The organism is Streptomyces sp. GESEQ-4 (genome assembly GCF_017948455.1).
GTDB lineage: Bacteria > Actinomycetota > Actinomycetes > Streptomycetales > Streptomycetaceae > Streptomyces.
The window spans coordinates 49,843-66,304 of the sequence record NZ_JAFFSU010000009.1; the positions used below are offsets into that span (position 1 = coordinate 49,843).

The following is a 16,462-nucleotide window of genomic DNA, read 5'->3' on the forward strand; positions in this document are numbered from 1 at the left end:
CTTTCGATCAAGCCAGGGCGACGAGATCCGCGTAGTCGGCACCCCACAGGTCCTCGACTCCGTCCGGAAGCAGAATGATCCGCTCCGGCTGGAGCGCCTCGACCGCGCCCTCGTCGTGGGTGACTAGGACGACCGCGCCCTTGTAGGTGCGCAGTGCGCCGAGGATCTCCTCGCGGCTGGCCGGGTCGAGGTTGTTGGTCGGCTCGTCGAGGAGCAGGACGTTGGCCGACGACACCACGAGGGTGGCCAGGGCGAGGCGGGTCTTCTCGCCGCCGGAGAGGACTCCGGCCGGCTTGTCGACGTCGTCGCCGGAGAACAGGAACGAGCCGAGCGTCTTGCGGACCTCGACCAGGTCGAGGTCGGGGTTGGCGGAGCGCATGTTCTCCAGGACCGTGCGCTCGGGGTCGAGGGTCTCGTGCTCCTGTGCGTAGTAGCCGAGCTTGAGGCCGTGGCCCTCGACGACCTCGCCGGTGTCGGGCTTCTCGACACCGCCGAGGAGGCGCAGCAGGGTCGTCTTGCCGGCGCCGTTGAGGCCGAGGATGACGACTCGGGAGCCCTTGTCGATGGCCAGGTCGACGTCCGTGAAGATCTCCAGCGAGCCGTACGACTTCGACAGGCCCTCGGCCATCAGCGGGGTCTTGCCGCAGGGCGCGGGCTCGGGGAAGCGGAGCTTGGCGACCTTGTCGGAGGCGCGCACCGCCTCGAGTCCGGCGAGCAGCCGGTCGGCCCGCTTGGCCATGTTCTGCGCGGCGACCGTCTTGGTGGCCTTGGCTCGCATCTTGTCGGCCTGCGAATGCAGTGCGGCGGCCTTCTTCTCGGCGTTCTGCCGCTCGCGCTTGCGGCGCTTCTCGTCGGCCTCGCGCTGCTGCTGGTAGAGCCTCCAGCCCATGTTGTAGACGTCGATCTGGGCCCGGTTGGCGTCCAGGTAGAAGACCTTGTTGACGACCGTCTCGACCAGGTCGACATCGTGGGAGATCACGATGAAGCCGCCGCGGTAGGTCTTCAGGTAGTCGCGCAGCCAGACGATCGAGTCGGCGTCGAGGTGGTTCGTCGGCTCGTCGAGCAGCAGGGTGTCCGCGTCGGAGAACAGGATCCGGGCCAGCTCGATACGGCGGCGCTGACCGCCGGAGAGCGTGTGCAGGGGCTGGCCGAGCACGCGGTCGGGCAGATTGAGCGCGGCGGCGATGGTGGCGGCCTCGGCTTCGGCGGAGTACCCGCCCTTGGTGAGGAACTCGGTCTCCTGGCGCTCGTACTGCCTGAGGGCCTTCTCCCGGGTGGCGCCCTGGCCGCCCGCGATGCGCTGTTCGTTGTCGCGCATCTTCTGGATCAGGACGTCGAGGCCGCGCGCGGAGAGGATGCGGTCGCGGGCGAGGATGTCGAGGTCGCCGGTGCGGGGGTCCTGCGGGAGGTAGCCGACCTCGCCGGAGCGGGTGATGGTGCCGCCGGCGGGGGTGCCCTCACCGGCCAGGCACTTGGTGAGGGTGGTCTTGCCGGCGCCGTTGCGGCCGACCAGGCCGATGCGGTCGCCCTTGGCGACTCGGAAGGTGGCGGACTCGATGAGGACGCGGGCACCGGCGCGCAGCTCGATACCGGAGGCGGAGATCACGGTCAGACTCCAGGGCGGAGGGGGTTGGCAGGTGGGCGGCTGAGGACGTTCCCGCCGTCTAATGCGCGAGGAGAATGGCCATAGCGGCAATTCTAACGGGGCGGTGCAACCCACTTTTTGGCGTTCCGGTGTTCGGACCGCCCGCCGCGGCCGCGGTGCGAAGTGATACGGCCCAGGTCGTGGACGGCTGAAGGCCGCGCCGCGGTCGGGAGGGCGTTGTCAGTGGTCGGTGTGAGACTGGCAACAGGTAGCAGGATTCCGGTGATTTCCAGCACAAGGGAGTGATCGTCATGGCGGGCACGGGCGGCGCGAGTCCGAGCATCTACCCGACGGTGCTGTACGCGGACGCGAAGGCGGCGATCCGGCAGCTCACGGAGGCCTTCGGCTTCACCGAGCTGTCGGTGTACGAGGGCGAGAACGGCATGGTGGCACACGCGGAACTGGTGCAGGGCAACGGCGCGGTGATGCTCGGCTCGAAGGGCCGCGGCGGCCGTTTCGACGAGCTGATGAAGGGCGCGGGTCCCGCCGGGGTGTATGTCGTGGTGGACGACGTCGACGCCCACCACCAGCGTGCCGTGGACCACGGCGCGGAAATCCTGATGCCCCCGACGGACCAGGACTACGGCTCGCGTGACTACATGGCCCGGGACATCGAGGGCAACATCTGGAGCTTCGGCACGTACGCCCCGGAAATAGGCGGCTGATCGAAGCGCCCCGAAGGGGCGCGGGGAACTGCGCGACCAGCCACGACGGCGCCGCAGACGAAAGACGACCCGCCCGGCACCACCAGCGGACCACTCACCCGCCGGTATGCACCTGGAAGGCCGCACGGCGCACGGCCTTGGCCAGCGCGGGGTCGGGGTGCGCCGCCGCGAGGGCGACCAGGACCTGCACGGTGCGAGGGTGCCCGACCGCACGCACCTCGTCGAGCAGCATGGGAACCGTCGGCTGCACAGCGGACTCCAGGTGCCGCACGAGCATCGGGGCCTCGCCGTGGTCGGCGACGGCCGCGGCCGAGTCGACCCACAGCCACGTGGCCTCTTCCCGGGTGAGGACCTCATGCGCGTCCTCCGGGTCGAACCCGTCGTACTCGGCGAGCCACAGCAGCGCGTACGGCCTGAGCGTCGGCTCGTCGGCCACGGCACGTACGTCGGGCTCGGCGGGGGCGCCGACGACGCGCAGTGCCTCGAAAGCGAGGCCGCGCAGCAGGGCGTCATCGCCGCGCGCGGCGTCGAGCAGCTCGGTGACGGCGCTGCCGACGGGGCGGGCGGCGAGCCAGGCGCGGTACTCGTCGCGGGCTGCCTTCGGGCGGAGCTGGGCGCAGCCGCGCAGCATCTCCTCGGCGGCGACCTCGATGTTCCCGGCGGGGCTCTGCGCGGCGACGCAGATCTGCTCCAGCTTGACCCAGACCGCCCAGCTGCCGAGCGGGGTCAGCGTGGCCTGTCCGTCGCCACAGGTGAGGGCGCCGACGGAGGCGAGGGCGTGCAGGGCCCAGTCGAGGAGCGGGTCGAGGGGGGTGTCGGCGGGCTCCGCGGCCGGCTCGGGCTGCGGACCGTAGGGGATCTCGCAGCGCTCGGTGCGCAGTTCGGTGACCCGCTGCTGCAGGAGGTCGAGGAGCTGCTCGACCGGGACGGGACCGGCGGAGAGCTGGAGGAAGGAGAGCACCTGGGGCATGGCCGAGACGACCTCGGCGACGGCGGCGGGCTCGTGGTCCGCGGGTTCCGGATGGGCGAGCGACCAGGCGTCGAAGAGGGCGACCCAGCCGCGCAGTACGGCACTGTCGTCGCGGTCCCAGGCGCGCAGCCGCCAGCCGGGGCGGGCGCTGTCGCCGTGCACCTCGACGAGGCCGGCGAGGCGGGCGGTGTCCCAGTCGGCGCGGACCTGAGCCGGGGTCAGGCCCAGGTCCCTCGCCGCCAGTTCGGCGGTCGCGTCGGAGAGGGTGCCCTTGCCGTCGGGGCTCGCACCGTAACGGCCGGGGTGCAGCGCGGCGTCGGCCCAGTGGGCGACGCGGGCCGCGGAGGCCAGACCGGAGCGAGCCATTCTGGCCAGCTCCGCCCGGGCCGGAGTGCCTTCCGGCGGGCGCGGGGCGGGGCGGCTTGAGCGCCGCTGGTTCATCGCTCGGGGGGCGGCGGCCAGGGGTCGCGGGCGGACGAGTCGAAGCCTGGAGTCGCGCGGGATACGGGACGTCACGGGTGCAGTCTTCCGGTTGACGGTCCGAAAACCCAAACGGAATGTCACGGCGGGCGACGGGGAGGGCCAACGCACGGGGTCCCGCGGGCGGTGGAGGGCCGAGAACAGGCCAGTGATACGGCGTTAAACGGAATCTGTGGGACCGGGTGGGACCGGGTGGTGTCGGGGCCGACGGGAGGTCACATCAGCGGGGTCAGGAAGCGGCGCAGCGTCTCTTCGTAGGACTGGGGGTCGGCGTTCCACATGGCTGCGTGCGGGGCGCGCCGGACCGTGTGGAGGGAGATCAGGTCGGTGCGGCTGTCGGCGAGGCGGCGGGAGAGGGCCCAGGGGGCCACCGTGTCGTCGGGGCCATGGAAGATCAGCGTCGGCACCGAGAGCCGGCCGGGGTCGGCGGCGTCGGTGATGCGGTCGCCGTGCAGCCCGGTGCGGCCCTGTGCGGCGCGGACCGCCAGCGGCAGCAGGGCACCCGGGGTCCGCCGGGCCGAGGCCAGGGCGCGCAGCGTGGTCTCCCAGCTGAGCACCGGGGAGTCCAGGACGAGCCCGGAGACGCGCTCGCGCATCCCCGAGTGCGCGGCGGCGCGCAGCGCCATGGTGGCGCCGGTGGACCAGCCGTGCAGGACGACCTGCTTGGCGCCGTAGCGCACGGCGTAGCGGATCGCCGCGTCCAGGTCGCGCCACTCGGTCTCGCCGAGGTGGTTCAGGCCGTCCGGGGAGCGGGGAGCGCCCAGGTCGCCGCGGTAGGCGAGGGCGAGCACCGGGAAGCCGCGGCGGCCCAGGAACTCCATGAGGTTCATGGCGTGCTCGCGGGTGGTGCCGAGGCCGTGCACCGCGATGACCCAGATGTCCCGTACGCCGGGCACGAACCAGGCGGGCAGGGAGCCGAGTTCGCCGGGTATGTCGACGTCGGCGTGGTCCAGGCCGAGGGCGTCGCCGGGGTTGCCGACGTACACGTTCGGGGTGAGCCACACCTTGTCGCCGGGCTCGAGGGTGCCGTGGGTGACGCGTTCCAGACGGCGTACGACGGTGTCGGCGGAGTGGTTCGCCGTGTCGAGGACGGGGCCGACGACGGCGTGCGAGGCGTCGCCGGCGAGGCCGTAGGTGCCGGGGCGCAGGGAGGCCAGGGCCCGGGTGAGCGCGATCTGGCCCGCCGCCGTCGCATGCACAGTGAGCCGGGGTTCGCCGGGCAGGGGCCGTCCCGGTGGCACCTTCAGCGCGGCGTCGCTGGCGAACCGTCCGGCGGCGACGCCGGCCACCCCGGCCGCCAGGGCTACGGTGACGGCCGCGGCCGCCGTTTTGACAGTGCGCACGGGTTCAGTGTCCTGGCGGACCCGGCTGTCGGCCAGCCGGGGGACATGGTTGCGGCGGAGCGATCGGCGACCGGTGCCCCTCTCACCCCCGCTGCCCGTACCCCCGCAGCTTCTCCCCCACCTCCCGCAGCTGTTCCGCCGACAGCAGGCTCGGGGACAGGCCCGGTACCGAGGAGGCCGTGAGCCAGAGGCGGCACATCCACTCGAGTTGGGCGGTGCGGTCGTAGGCCTGGTCGAGGGTGGCGCCGTAGGCCATCGTGCCGTGGTTCTGGAGGAGGCAGGCGGAGCGGTCGCTCAGGGCCTGGAGCATGTTCTCGGCCAGCTCGTCGCTGCCGTACGTCGCATAGGGGGCGACTCGGACGGGCCCGCCGAGCGCCTCGGTCATGTAATGGATCGCCGGGAGCTCGGTGACGAGGGTGGAGACGGCCGTGGCGTGGACGGCGTGGGTGTGGACGACGGCCCGGGCGTCGGTCGTGCGGTGGACGGCGAGATGCATGGGCAGCTCGCTGGTCGGGACGAGGGTGCCGAGCACCTGCCGGCCGTCGAGGTCGACGCCGGTCACGTCGTCCGGCGTGAGGCGGTCGTAGGGGACGCCCGACGGTGTGACCAGGACCGTGCCCCCGACACGCAGGGAGACATTGCCGGACGTGCCGACGACGAGCCCGTCGGCCACGGTCCGGCGGGCGGTGGCGACGAGCTCCTCCCAGGCGCGCGCCTCCTCCTGGAGCACGCCCCTCCCCGATGGCACCCCCACGACCTGTGACTCCTCCCGGGCCTCCCGCCCGCCCCTCTGATCCCGCCGCTGCTCAGCCATGCCGCGATCCTGCCAGGCGCGGCGTCAACCGTTCCGTCGCCGGCCCAGGTGACCAAAATCTCTTCAATGGATCCCTGTACCAGCTGAAGAAGTTTGCCCGAGGCTCCTAAGCCTTGGGCTGTCTGGGCCGCGCGGATCCGGCGGTACCGCAACCGCCACACCAGGACACCGTGCAGCCCTTCCTAGTTCATCTTCCGTTCATTCAGGTTACCTACGTTCAACCGGCCAACGACCTCGAACGATTGCCTGGGTAAATGGAAAGCTTCTCGCTGATCCTCGCGATTGTGGTGATCACCGCTCTCGCGTTCGATTTCACGAACGGTTTCCACGACACCGCCAACGCGATGGCCACCACCATCTCGACCGGTGCGCTCAGACCCAAGGTCGCGGTGGCGATGTCCGCCGTCCTCAACCTCGTCGGCGCCTTCCTCTCGGTGGAGGTCGCCAACACCATCTCCAAGGGGCTCGTCGACGAGTCCGGCATACGTCCCGAGGTCATCTTCGCCGCCCTGGTCGGCGCGATTCTCTGGAACCTGCTGACCTGGCTGGTCGGTCTCCCGTCCAGTTCCTCGCACGCCCTGATGGGCGGTCTGATCGGCGCCACCATCGCCTCGGCCGGCGTCGGCGCGGTCCACGGGGACGTGCTCGTCACCAAGGTGCTGATCCCGGCGATCGCCGCCCCGCTGGTCGCCGGTGTCGCAGCGATGCTCGCGACGAAGCTGATGTACTCCCTGGGCAAGAAGGCCGAGGGCAGCAAGGCCTCCGAGAAGGGCTACCGCGCCGGGCAGATCGCCTCCGCGGGCCTGGTCTCGCTCGCCCACGGCACCAACGACGCGCAGAAGACGATGGGCATCATCACCCTCGCCCTGGTCACCGGCGGCGCCATCGCCCCCGGCTCGAACCCTCCCACCTGGGTGATCCTCTCCGCGGGCGTGGCCATCGCACTCGGCACCTACCTCGGCGGCTGGCGCATCATCCGCACCATGGGCAAGGGCCTGACCGACCTCCAGCCGCAGCAGGGCTTCGCCGCCCAGACCAGCGCGGCGACGGTCATCCTGGCCTCCTCCCACCTCGGCTTCTCCCTTTCCACCACGCACTCGGTCTCCGGCTCCGTGATGGGCGCGGGCCTCGGCCGCAAGGGCGGCGTCGTCCGCTGGTCCACGGCCACCCGGATGTTCGTCGCCTGGGGCCTGACGCTGCCGGCGGCGGCCCTGGTCGGAGCGATCGCGGAGTACGTGACCGGCTTCGGCAGCTGGGGCACCGCCCTGGTCGCCGTCTTCCTGATCGCCTCCAGCGCCGCGATCTGGCTGCGCTCCCGCCGCGAGGTCGTCGACCACACGAACGTCAACGACACGACGGAGGAACCGGCCGGCGTGGTGACGACGGCGATCGCCGCGGTGACCCCGCCGCCCGTGGGCACCGCGACCGACGAGCTGACGGCCACGATCCCCGCCCCGGCCTCCGAATCGGCGCCTTCGCAGGCCACGGTCTGACCCTCACCCCGTACTCAAGGAAGCAGCAACATGAAGATCGACTGGGCGTCCCTCGGCTCCGTCTTCGGCGTCAGCCTCGCGGTCACCGTGGCCCTCGTGTCCCTGTTCACCCTCGGCATCACCGGCCTCTCCCGCCGCGAACGCGCCGCGTCCCAGGGCGACTCCGCCGCACTCGCGGTCACCGGCGCGTACACCTGCTTCGCGGCCTGCGCGGCGGCGGTGGGCTACGGGATCTATCTGATCGTCGCCTGACAGACCGGCCGCACCACCTCTCCCCTTCGCCCCGTGGGGCGGGAAGCACCCAGCATGCTTCCCGCTCCACGGGTTTTGCATGTACAGATCAGCCCACGTCGAAGCGACAGGTGTCACCAAGCCAAGCCTCACCAAAGCAGCGAACTGACACATGGCTTTTCGCGCACGGCTGCCTGATAGGCTTCCTATCAGACGTGGCGGATCGCCACTTTCCCCACCCTTCGCGAACGACCCGACGGACGGAAGAAGGAGCAGGATGCCGAGGCCTGTGGACCCGAGTCTGAACCGGCGCAGACTGCGCATCGACTTGCGCCAGGCACGCGAGAAGGCCGGGCTGACCCAGCGTGAAGCCGCCGAGGCCCTGGAATGGTCGCTGTCGAAGATCATTCGCATCGAGGCCGGCACGGTCAGCCTCTCGGTGACCGACCTGAGAGCGCTGCTCCAGCAGTACGGAGTGACGGACCCTCAACTCGTCGCCGAACTGGAGGAGGCCGCCCGGGGGTCGAAGGGCCAGAGCTGGTGGACCGAATTCAGTGATGTGCTGAACCCGTCGTTCACCCAGTACCTGGGGTACGAGAGCGCCGCCAACTCCGTGCGCACGTACCACCCCATCGTCGTTCCGGGCTTCCTACAGACGGAGGACTACGCGGAGGCGCTGCTGGCGCCCTACGCCCCGCAGGAGCGCATCCGGCGTGTGGTGGAACTACGTACGGCCCGCCAGGACCGGCTCTTCGAGGGGGACGACTCTCCGGAGCTGTCGTTCGTGGTCGACGAGGCGGCTCTGCGCCGGCGGATCGGCGCACCCGCGGTCATGCGGCACCAATTGCAGCACATCAAGAACGTGATGGAACTCCCCCGCGTGACCCTCCAGGTGCTGCCGTTCAGCGCCGGGGGCCACTACGGCACGCTCGGCAGTTTCGTCCTGCTCGGTTTCAAGGGTGACGACGACCTGCTCTGGGTCGAGCATTCGGCGGGCCAGCTCGCCATCCGGGACGACCACGAACTCGTAGCCCGGTACCAGGAATGCTTCGCCACGATCAGCGATATCGCGCTCAAGGGCGGTGACGCCGTCGCCCTGATCGACGAGGCGGCGCGGGACTTCGGCACCAGTTAGGCCAAGGGCCCTACAGGAGGGGCGATGGGGCGACTCACCGAACGGCTCACTGCGGCACTGCGGCGAGCACGAGAGCGCTCCGGTGTGACGGACGAGGCCACTGCGGCCCTTGAGGAAGAGCCCGTTTCCACTCCTCTGTCGGACAACGACCTGCTCGACCGGGTCACCGATCAGACGCCCAAGACCCGGCGCTACAACGGCATCCGTGACGCGGAGAGCCTGCGCCGCATCCAGGAGGACGATGCCTTCTCCAGGACCGCGATCCGCCGGTTCCTGGTGGCGACGCTGTGCGTCGTCGTGGTGATCCTCGCCCTGGGCTTCCTCTGCTACGCGGCCCGCGGCATTCAGCTGTCCATACCGAGGCCCCTGGGAATCGCCCTGGGCATCGCCGCCGCGACCGCGATCAGCGCGGTCGGTGTCGCGCTCGGCCGTTTCCTGCGGGGCCCTCACGGGGAAGGGCGCGAGAGACGTTGAGCGCCACGACACGGCGCACCGCCTCCGGGCTGTATCCCCACCACACACCGCCGGCGAGAGCGACGGACATCGCCACGATCGCCCAGACGATCAGCTTGTCCCGGGTGCCGTCCGCCAGCAGCGAGCCGGCCGCCCCGGCCACGCTCGCCACCACACCGCACACCAGGCAGTAGCCCGCGAGAACAACCCCTTCGGTGTGGCGTACCCCCCGCCCACCACTGTCGGTGCCACTGCGCATCGGGCTCCCCCTCCCAGGCCGGTCACGTTCATGTCGCGGTGCTGAACCCCTGGGATCTCACCCCGGCGAGGAACAAGTGCCATGGGGTGCGTGCGAGATGGATGAGCGCCTCTCCGGCCGGCTCCTTCGTGTCGCGGACCAGCACACCTTCCGCGGCCTCGGCGACCGCGACGCACGTCTCGCCGTTAACTGAATAGCTGCTGACGCGCCAGTTCTTCGCGGACGGACCCTCGTCGACCACGCAGACCTCCTCGGCTCGAGAGCCGGTCCCCCAGAGGTGTCCACCACGCCGAAAACCGTAGCGTCACGGTGTACGGCGCCGCAGGCCCCCCGAGGAATGGGTCTCGATAGCCCCCAGTACCGCTCCCCGAATTCTCCTTTTCAGTCTAGAGATGCCGGATTCGGTCGACCAGAGCCAAACCGGCCCTCATGTGGGCCTCAGCACACTCTCCCGCCGCAGGTCAACGGCAAGTTGACGGCCGTTCCAACCCCGTGGTGGACTGCCGGGGCCATGTACGGCGGCAGAAGAGGAAGCCGGTGTGAATCCGGCGCGGTCCCGCCACTGTCACCGGGGTAGAAAGCCCCGGGAGCCAGGAACTCTCGCCGCCGGTCTCGTCGAACCAGGGCGTGGACACCCTGAGTGAGGACATATCGCGATGCTCGGCTGCCGTTCGAGGTGCAGTACCAGGTCTCTGTCTGACCCCGCGGTCGGCTGAGCTCCATGCGTGCCGATCGCGAATTCGCGTACGGCGCCGCCGCCGGACTCCTCGGCGACCTGCTGCTCGGCGATCCGCGCCGGGGGCATCCGGTCGCCGCGTTCGGGCGGGTCGCCGGGGCCGTGGAAAAGGTGTTGTGGCGCGACCATCGCGGGTGGGGCGCGCTGCACACCGCCGTGTGCGCCGGTGGCGCCGTGGCCGTCGGGGCGCTCGCCGCTCGTGTCGTACGTACGTCTCCTGCCGCCTCCGTCGCTCTGACCGGCGCCGCCACCTGGGCGGTCGTCGGGGGGACTTCGCTTGCCCGGGAGGCCCGGGGCATCGGGCGTGCGCTGGAGGCGGGGGACGTCGAGGGGGCGCGGGCGCGGCTGCCGCGTCTGTGCGGGCGGGATCCGCAGGCGCTCGATGCGGACGGGATCGCCCGGGCCGTGGTGGAGTCCGTCGCCGAGAACACCTCCGATGCCGTCGTGGGGGCGCTGGTGTGGGGCGCCGCGGGGGGCGTTCCCGGGCTCGTCGGGTTCCGGGCCGTGAACACGCTCGACGCCATGGTGGGGCACAAGTCGCCCAAGTACCGGCGGTACGGCTGGGCTTCGGCCCGGCTCGACGACCTGGCGGGATGGCCGGGATCGCGGCTGACCGCCGTACTCGCCGCCGTCGCCGGCGGTGACCCCCGTGCGGCCGTACGAGCCTGGCGCACCGATGCCGCCAAGCACCCGAGCCCCAACGCCGGGCCCGTGGAGGCCTCGTTCGCGGGGGCACTGGGCGTGCGGCTGGGCGGGACCCTGTCGTACGGCGGACGGGTCGAGCACCGGCCCGTGCTGAACGAGGCCGGGCGGACCGTCGGTACACAGGACATCGAAGCGGCCGTACGGCTGTCCCGGCGCGTCGGCTGGCTCGCGCTCGGCGTCTGTGTCGCCGCGCGCCGCATCGTGAAGGGGCGTACCTCATGACAGGCGGTGGACTCCTCGTCGCCGGCACCACCTCCGACGCCGGCAAAAGCGTCGTCACGGCCGGGATCTGCCGGTGGCTGGTGCGGCAGGGGGTCAAGGTGGCGCCGTTCAAGGCGCAGAACATGTCCCTCAATTCGTTCGTGACCCGGGAGGGCGCGGAGATCGGGCGGGCGCAGGCCATGCAGGCGCAGGCCTGTCGCGTCGAGCCGACCGCGCTCATGAATCCCGTGCTGCTCAAGCCCGGTGGCGAGCAGAGCAGTCAGGTCGTGCTCATGGGGAAGCCCGTGGGGGAGCTGAGTGCGCGCAGGTATCACGGGGGGCGGCAGGAGCGGCTGCTCGGGACCGTGCTCGACTGTCTTGCCGAGTTGCGGGGCACGTATGACGCGGTGATCTGTGAGGGGGCCGGCTCTCCGGCCGAGATCAATCTGCGGCGGACCGACATCGTCAACATGGGCATCGCCCGCAATGCCGGACTACCGGTGCTTGTGGTGGGTGACATCGACCGTGGGGGCGTCTTCGCCTCCTTCTTCGGGACCGTCGCGCTGCTCTCGCGCGAGGATCAGGAGCTCGTCGCCGGGTTCCTCGTCAACAAGTTCCGGGGGGACGTCAGCCTGTTGGAGCCCGGCCTCGACATGCTGCACGACCTCACGGGGCGGCGGACGTACGGCGTCCTGCCCTTCCGGCACGGGCTCGGCATCGACGAGGAGGACGGGCTGCGGGTCTCCCTGCGGGGGACGGTGAGGGAGTCCGCCGTCTCCTCACCCGTCGGCGAGGACGTGCTGCGCGTCGCCGTCTGCGCCGTCCCGCTCATGTCCAACTTCACCGACGTCGACGCGCTCGCCGCCGAACCCGGCGTCGTGGTGCGGTTCGTGGACCGGCCGGAGGAGCTGGCGGACGCGGATCTGGTGGTGATCCCGGGTACTCGGGGGACCGTCCGCGCCCTGGAGTGGCTGCGGGAGCGGGGCCTCGCGGACGCCCTCGTACGGAGGGCAGCCGAGCAGCGGCCCATCCTCGGTGTCTGCGGCGGGTTCCAGGTCCTCGGCGAGCACATCGAGGACGAGGTCGAGAGCCGACGCGGGCAGGTCGGGGGCCTCGGGGTGCTGCCTGTCCGGGTGCGGTTCGCGCGGGAGAAGACCCTCACCCGGCCGACCGGGGAAGCCCTCGGCGAGCCCGTCGAGGGGTACGAGATCCATCACGGGGTCGCCGAAGTCGTAGGCGGCGACCCCTTCTTGGACGGCTGCCGGGTCGGCCAGACCTGGGGTACGCACTGGCACGGCTCGCTGGAGTCGGACGGTTTCCGGCGGGCCTTCCTGCGCGAGGTCGCCGCCGCCGCGGGCCGCCGTTTCGTGCCGGCCCCTGACACCTCGTTCGCCGCGCTGCGCGAGGAGCAGCTCGACCGGCTCGGCGATCTGATCGAACAGCACGCGGACACGGACGCGCTCTGGCGGCTCATCGAGTCGGGCGCGCCGCAAGGACTGCCTTTCATTCCACCGGGAGCGCCCGCATGAGCACAGTGTTGTTGTTGTCGACCGCCGACACGGATCTGTTGGCGGCCCGGGCCGCTTCCGGTGCCGACTACCGGATCGGCAACCCGACCCGCGTGGACGTCGACCACGAACTCCCCGGCCTCGTCGAGGGCGCGGACATCGCCGTCGTACGACTGCTGGGGGGCAAACGGGCCTGGGAGGACGGGCTCGCCGCGCTCAAGGCGTCCGGCATTCCCACCGTGCTGCTCGGTGGAGAGGCCGTGCCCGACGCGGAGTTGATGGCCGAGTCCTCCGTGCCCGCGGGTGTGGTGGCCGAGGCGCTGCGGTATCTCGTCGAGGGCGGGCCCGCCAACCTGACCGAGCTGGCGCGGTTCCTCTCCGACACCGTGCTGCTGACGGGTGAGGGATTCGTCGAGCCGCAGAAGATGCCGGAGTACGGCGTCCATGACGAGCGTTCTCTTGTCGCCGGCCGGCCCACCGTCGGCGTGCTCTTCTACCGGGCCCATGAGCTCAGCGGCAACACCGCCTTCGTCGACACCCTCTGCGACGCGATCGAGGCGCGCGGCGCCAACGCCCTTCCCGTGTACTGCGGTTCGCTGCGCGGAGCCGACGCCGGGCTGTACGAGATCCTCGCGCAGGCCGATGCCCTGATCGCCACCGTCCTCGCCGCCGGCGGCACGCACGCCTCACAGGCCTCGGCCGGCGGTGACGAGGAGGCCTGGGACATCGGGGCACTCGCCGACCTCGACATCCCTGTGCTGCAAGGGCTTTGCCTGACCTCCTCGCGGGCCGCCTGGAACGAGTCGGACGCCGCCCTCTCCCCCATGGACGCGGCGATGCAGGTCGCGATCCCGGAGTTCGACGGGCGGCTCATCACGGTCCCCTTCTCCTTCAAGGAGCAGGGCCCGGACGACGTCCCCGTGTACGCCGCCGACCCCGAGCGGGCCTCGCGGGTCGCCGGGATCGCTGTACGGCATGCGAAGTTGAAGCACAAGGCGAACGCGGAGAAGAAGCTCGCGCTCGTCTTCACCGCGTACCCGACGAAGCACTCGCGCGTGGGCAACGCGGTCGGCCTCGACACGCCCGCGTCGGCAATTCAGGTGCTGGACGCGCTCAACGACGCCGGATACAGCCTCACCGAATACCCCGACAACGGCGACGAGTTGATCCACCGGCTCATCGAGGCCGGCGGTCACGACGTCGAGTGGCTGACCGAGGACCAGCTGGCCTCCGCGCCCGCGCGCGTCCCGCTCGCCGACTACCAGGCGTGGTTCGACAAGCTGGACCCGGAGCTCAGGGACGCCATGCTGGAGGCGTGGGGTGAGCCGCCGGGCTCGCTGTATGTCGACGGGGACGACATCGTGCTCGCCTCGCTTCAGTTCGGGAACGTCGTCGTGATGATCCAGCCGCCGCGCGGCTTCGGCGAGAACCCGATCGCGATCTATCACGACCCGGACATGCCGCCGTCCCACCACTACATGGCGGCGTACCGGTGGCTGGAGAACAGCTTCGGCGCGGACGCGATCGTGCACATGGGCAAGCACGGCACGATGGAGTGGCTGCCCGGCAAGGGGCTCGGGCTCAGTGGAGGCTGCGCGCCGGACGCCGTGCTCGGTGAACTCCCGCTGATCTACCCGTTCATCGTCAACGACCCGGGCGAGGGCACCCAGGCCAAGCGCCGCGGCCACGCCACCGTCGTCGACCACCTCGTACCGCCGATGGCCCGTGCCGACACCTACGGCGACCTGGCCAAGCTGGAGCAGCTGCTCGACGAGTACGCGCTGGTCTCCGACCTGGACCCGACGAAAGCCCCGGCGGTCCGCGCGCAGATCTGGACGCTGGTCAAGGCGGCCGAGCTGCATCACGACCTGCATGTGGACGACCAGCCGGACGACGCCGCGTTCGACGAGTTCGTCATGCACATCGACGGCTATCTGTGCGAGATCAAGGACGTGCAGATCCGCGACGGGCTGCACATCCTGGGCGGTGGCCCGGTCGGCGAGCCGCGCGTGAACCTCGTGCTCGCCGTGCTGCGCGCCTCCCAGGTGTGGGGTGGCCAGGCGAACGCCCTGCCGGGACTCAGGGCTTCCCTCGCGGCCCACTTCGGGCTCAGCGAGAAGGAGTTGCTGGCCGAGCCGGGGGCTCCGCTGAAGGTTCCGGTCGAGCTGTCGGACCTCGCCGAAGGCCCCGCCCGTTCCGCCGCCGACGCGATCGACCTGCTGGAGCAGCTGTGCCGGCGGATGGCGGAGGGGATGGAGGAGCGCGACTGGGCGGTCCCGGCGGCCCGTCCCCTGGTCGCCGACGTCCTCGGCACCGAACTCCCGGACGCCGTGGCCGTGTTGGAGTTCGCCTGTTCCGAGGTCGTGCCGCGGCTCGCGCGCACCACCGACGAGATCGGGCACATCCTCAAGGCCCTCGACGGTGGATACGTCCCGGCGGGCCCCTCCGGCTCCCCCACGCGCGGGCTCGTCAACGTCCTGCCGACCGGCCGCAACTTCTACTCCGTCGACCCCAAGGCCATCCCGTCCAGGCTGAGTTGGGAGGTCGGCCAGTCCCTCGCGGACTCACTGGTGCAGCGGTACCTCCAGGACACCGGCGACTACCCGAAGTCCGTCGGCCTGACGGTGTGGGGTACGTCCGCCATGCGCACCCAGGGCGACGACATCGCCGAGATCCTCGCGCTGCTCGGCTGCCGACCGGTGTGGGACGACGCCTCGCGACGCGTGACCGGCTTCGAGATCGTGCCCCTGGCGGAGCTGGGCCGGCCCCGCATCGACGTCACGGTCCGTATCTCCGGCTTCTTCCGGGACGCGTTCCCGCACGTGGTGGGGCTGATCGACGACGCGGTGCGCGCGGTAGCCGAGTTGGAAGAGCCCACCGACCAGAACTACGTACGCGCCCATGCCGACGCGGACACCGCCGAGCACGGCGACCGGCGGCGCGCGACGGCCCGTATCTTCGGCTCGAAGCCGGGCGCGTACGGCGCCGGGCTGCTCCCACTCATCGACGCCCGCAACTGGCGGTCGGACGCGGACCTCGCCGAGGTGTACGCAGTCTGGGGCGGCTACGCCTACGGACGCGGGCTCGACGGGCGGGCGGCGCGCGGGGACATGGAGACGGCGTTCAGGCGGATCGCGGTCGCCGCGAAGAACGTCGACACGCGCGAGCACGATCTCGTCGACGCCGACGACTACTTCCAGTACCACGGCGGCATGGTCGCCATGGTGCGCCATCTGACGGGCACCAGCCCGGAGGCGTACGTCGGCGACTCCGCCACCCCCGACCAGGTCAAGACCCGCACCCTCGGCGAGGAGACCCACCGCGTCTTCCGCGCCCGCGTGGTCAACCCGCGCTGGATGGCGGCGATGCGCCGGCACGGCTACAAGGGCGCCTTCGAGATGGCGGCGACCGTCGACTACCTCTTCGGGTACGACGCGACGGCCGGGGTCGTCGACGACTGGATGTACGAGAAGCTCAGCGCGGAGTACGTCTTCGACGCGGAGAACCAGGACTTCATGCGGAAGTCCAATCCCTGGGCGCTCAGGGGCATTACCGAGCGCCTGCTGGAAGCAGCGGACCGGGGCCTCTGGGCGGAGCCGGACCAAGAGACCCTGGACCGGCTCCGGGCGACCTACCTCGAGCTCGAGGGCGATCTGGAGGGAGAAGCGTGATCTCCCTGGGAACCCCCGCGGTGGCGGGGAGCAAGTCATCCCGCGCCGTGCCCACGGGTTCGACTTCGGACCACCCCCGCGTCAGCGGGGAACACGGCAACAGCCTGGCACCCTCCACAATCTGCGGCGCCTTGCCATTTCATCAGCCACTCG

General features: G+C 71.0%; 14 protein-coding genes and 1 riboswitch. Of the genes, 9 read left to right on the forward strand and 5 right to left on the reverse strand.

Going from position 1 to position 16,462, the window contains the following annotated elements:
• Positions 1 to 7 precede the first annotated feature (7 nt).
• On the reverse strand, positions 8 to 1,606 hold the full coding sequence (locus KCH48_RS19015) for an ABC-F family ATP-binding cassette domain-containing protein (protein WP_210575601.1): 1,599 nt from the start codon (positions 1,604 to 1,606) through the stop codon (positions 8 to 10).
• A gap of 290 nt (positions 1,607 to 1,896) precedes the next feature.
• Between KCH48_RS19015 and KCH48_RS19020 the strand changes: the two genes are divergently transcribed.
• On the forward strand, positions 1,897 to 2,310 hold the full coding sequence (locus KCH48_RS19020; protein ID WP_210575602.1) for a VOC family protein: 414 nt from the start codon (positions 1,897 to 1,899) through the stop codon (positions 2,308 to 2,310).
• A gap of 94 nt (positions 2,311 to 2,404) precedes the next feature.
• Here KCH48_RS19020 and KCH48_RS19025 read toward each other — a convergent pair whose 3' ends face one another.
• From KCH48_RS19025 to KCH48_RS19035, 3 genes are all read right to left on the reverse strand, one after another.
• Positions 2,405 to 3,796: a hypothetical protein gene (locus tag KCH48_RS19025; RefSeq protein ID WP_210575603.1), complete on the reverse strand. Its 1,392-nt coding sequence runs from the start codon at positions 3,794 to 3,796 to the stop codon at positions 2,405 to 2,407.
• A gap of 179 nt (positions 3,797 to 3,975) precedes the next feature.
• Positions 3,976 to 5,103 (reverse strand): alpha/beta hydrolase, encoded by a 1,128-nt coding sequence (locus KCH48_RS19030; protein WP_210575605.1) that lies wholly within the window; start codon positions 5,101 to 5,103, stop codon positions 3,976 to 3,978.
• An 82-nt stretch (positions 5,104 to 5,185) separates the two neighbouring features.
• The gene (locus tag KCH48_RS19035; RefSeq protein ID WP_210575606.1) at positions 5,186 to 5,917 is read right to left on the reverse strand and encodes a class II aldolase/adducin family protein; all 732 of its coding nucleotides are present in this window, start codon (positions 5,915 to 5,917) and stop codon (positions 5,186 to 5,188) included.
• A 254-nt stretch (positions 5,918 to 6,171) separates the two neighbouring features.
• Here KCH48_RS19035 and KCH48_RS19040 point away from each other — a divergent pair, with 254 nt between their 5' ends.
• From KCH48_RS19040 to KCH48_RS19060, 5 genes are all read left to right on the forward strand, one after another.
• Positions 6,172 to 7,410 (forward strand): inorganic phosphate transporter, encoded by a 1,239-nt coding sequence (locus tag KCH48_RS19040; RefSeq protein WP_210575607.1) that lies wholly within the window; start codon positions 6,172 to 6,174, stop codon positions 7,408 to 7,410.
• 30 nt (positions 7,411 to 7,440) lie between these two features.
• Positions 7,441 to 7,662 carry a hypothetical protein gene (locus KCH48_RS19045; protein WP_210575608.1) on the forward strand — a complete coding sequence of 74 codons (222 nt, stop codon included), beginning with the start codon at positions 7,441 to 7,443 and terminating at the stop codon, positions 7,660 to 7,662.
• 256 nt (positions 7,663 to 7,918) lie between these two features.
• A complete protein-coding gene (locus KCH48_RS19050; RefSeq protein ID WP_210575609.1) occupies positions 7,919 to 8,776 on the forward strand; it encodes a helix-turn-helix transcriptional regulator in 858 nt (285 codons plus the stop codon).
• A gap of 24 nt (positions 8,777 to 8,800) precedes the next feature.
• Positions 8,801 to 9,250 carry a hypothetical protein gene (locus tag KCH48_RS19055; protein ID WP_210575610.1) on the forward strand — a complete coding sequence of 150 codons (450 nt, stop codon included), beginning with the start codon at positions 8,801 to 8,803 and terminating at the stop codon, positions 9,248 to 9,250.
• Positions 9,247 to 9,423, forward strand: coding sequence for a hypothetical protein (locus tag KCH48_RS19060; protein ID WP_210575612.1), 177 nt, complete (start codon positions 9,247 to 9,249; stop codon positions 9,421 to 9,423). The genes KCH48_RS19055 and KCH48_RS19060 overlap by 4 nt, the downstream gene beginning before the upstream one ends.
• A gap of 93 nt (positions 9,424 to 9,516) precedes the next feature.
• On the opposite strand, the gene KCH48_RS42290 is transcribed toward KCH48_RS19060, so the two are convergent.
• Complete coding sequence (locus KCH48_RS42290; RefSeq protein WP_210575614.1) at positions 9,517 to 9,729, reverse strand: DUF397 domain-containing protein; 213 nt, start codon at positions 9,727 to 9,729, stop codon at positions 9,517 to 9,519.
• A gap of 246 nt (positions 9,730 to 9,975) precedes the next feature.
• Positions 9,976 to 10,108, forward strand: a riboswitch (cobalamin riboswitch).
• Positions 10,109 to 10,209: 101 nt separating this feature from the next.
• On the opposite strand from KCH48_RS42290, the gene KCH48_RS19070 reads away from it, so the two are divergent.
• From KCH48_RS19070 to cobN, 3 genes are read left to right on the forward strand one after another with little or no spacing between them, the layout of a single operon-like run.
• Complete coding sequence (locus KCH48_RS19070; RefSeq protein WP_210575616.1) at positions 10,210 to 11,151, forward strand: cobalamin biosynthesis protein; 942 nt, start codon at positions 10,210 to 10,212, stop codon at positions 11,149 to 11,151.
• A complete protein-coding gene (locus tag KCH48_RS19075) occupies positions 11,148 to 12,659 on the forward strand; it encodes a cobyric acid synthase (protein ID WP_210575617.1) in 1,512 nt (503 codons plus the stop codon). The genes KCH48_RS19070 and KCH48_RS19075 overlap by 4 nt, the downstream gene beginning before the upstream one ends.
• On the forward strand, positions 12,656 to 16,309 hold the full coding sequence (gene cobN / locus KCH48_RS19080; protein WP_210575618.1) for a cobaltochelatase subunit CobN: 3,654 nt from the start codon (positions 12,656 to 12,658) through the stop codon (positions 16,307 to 16,309). Before KCH48_RS19075 ends, cobN begins: the two co-directional genes overlap by 4 nt.
• Positions 16,310 to 16,462: the final 153 nt, after the last annotated feature.

What these genes read in the sequence shown, in the direction of transcription:
- KCH48_RS19020 (WP_210575602.1), top strand. Translation starts at nt 1,897, where the DNA reads ATGGCGGGCACGGGCGGCGCGAGTCCGAGCATCTACCCGACGGTGCTG.
- KCH48_RS19035 (WP_210575606.1), bottom strand. Translation starts at nt 5,917, where the DNA reads ATGGCTGAGCAGCGGCGGGATCAGAGGGGCGGGCGGGAGGCCCGGGAG.
- KCH48_RS19040 (WP_210575607.1), top strand. Translation starts at nt 6,172, where the DNA reads ATGGAAAGCTTCTCGCTGATCCTCGCGATTGTGGTGATCACCGCTCTC.
- KCH48_RS19045 (WP_210575608.1), top strand. Translation starts at nt 7,441, where the DNA reads ATGAAGATCGACTGGGCGTCCCTCGGCTCCGTCTTCGGCGTCAGCCTC.
- KCH48_RS19050 (WP_210575609.1), top strand. Translation starts at nt 7,919, where the DNA reads ATGCCGAGGCCTGTGGACCCGAGTCTGAACCGGCGCAGACTGCGCATC.
- KCH48_RS19055 (WP_210575610.1), top strand. Translation starts at nt 8,801, where the DNA reads ATGGGGCGACTCACCGAACGGCTCACTGCGGCACTGCGGCGAGCACGA.
- KCH48_RS19070 (WP_210575616.1), top strand. Translation starts at nt 10,210, where the DNA reads ATGCGTGCCGATCGCGAATTCGCGTACGGCGCCGCCGCCGGACTCCTC.
- KCH48_RS19075 (WP_210575617.1), top strand. Translation starts at nt 11,148, where the DNA reads ATGACAGGCGGTGGACTCCTCGTCGCCGGCACCACCTCCGACGCCGGC.
- cobN (WP_210575618.1), top strand. Translation starts at nt 12,656, where the DNA reads ATGAGCACAGTGTTGTTGTTGTCGACCGCCGACACGGATCTGTTGGCG.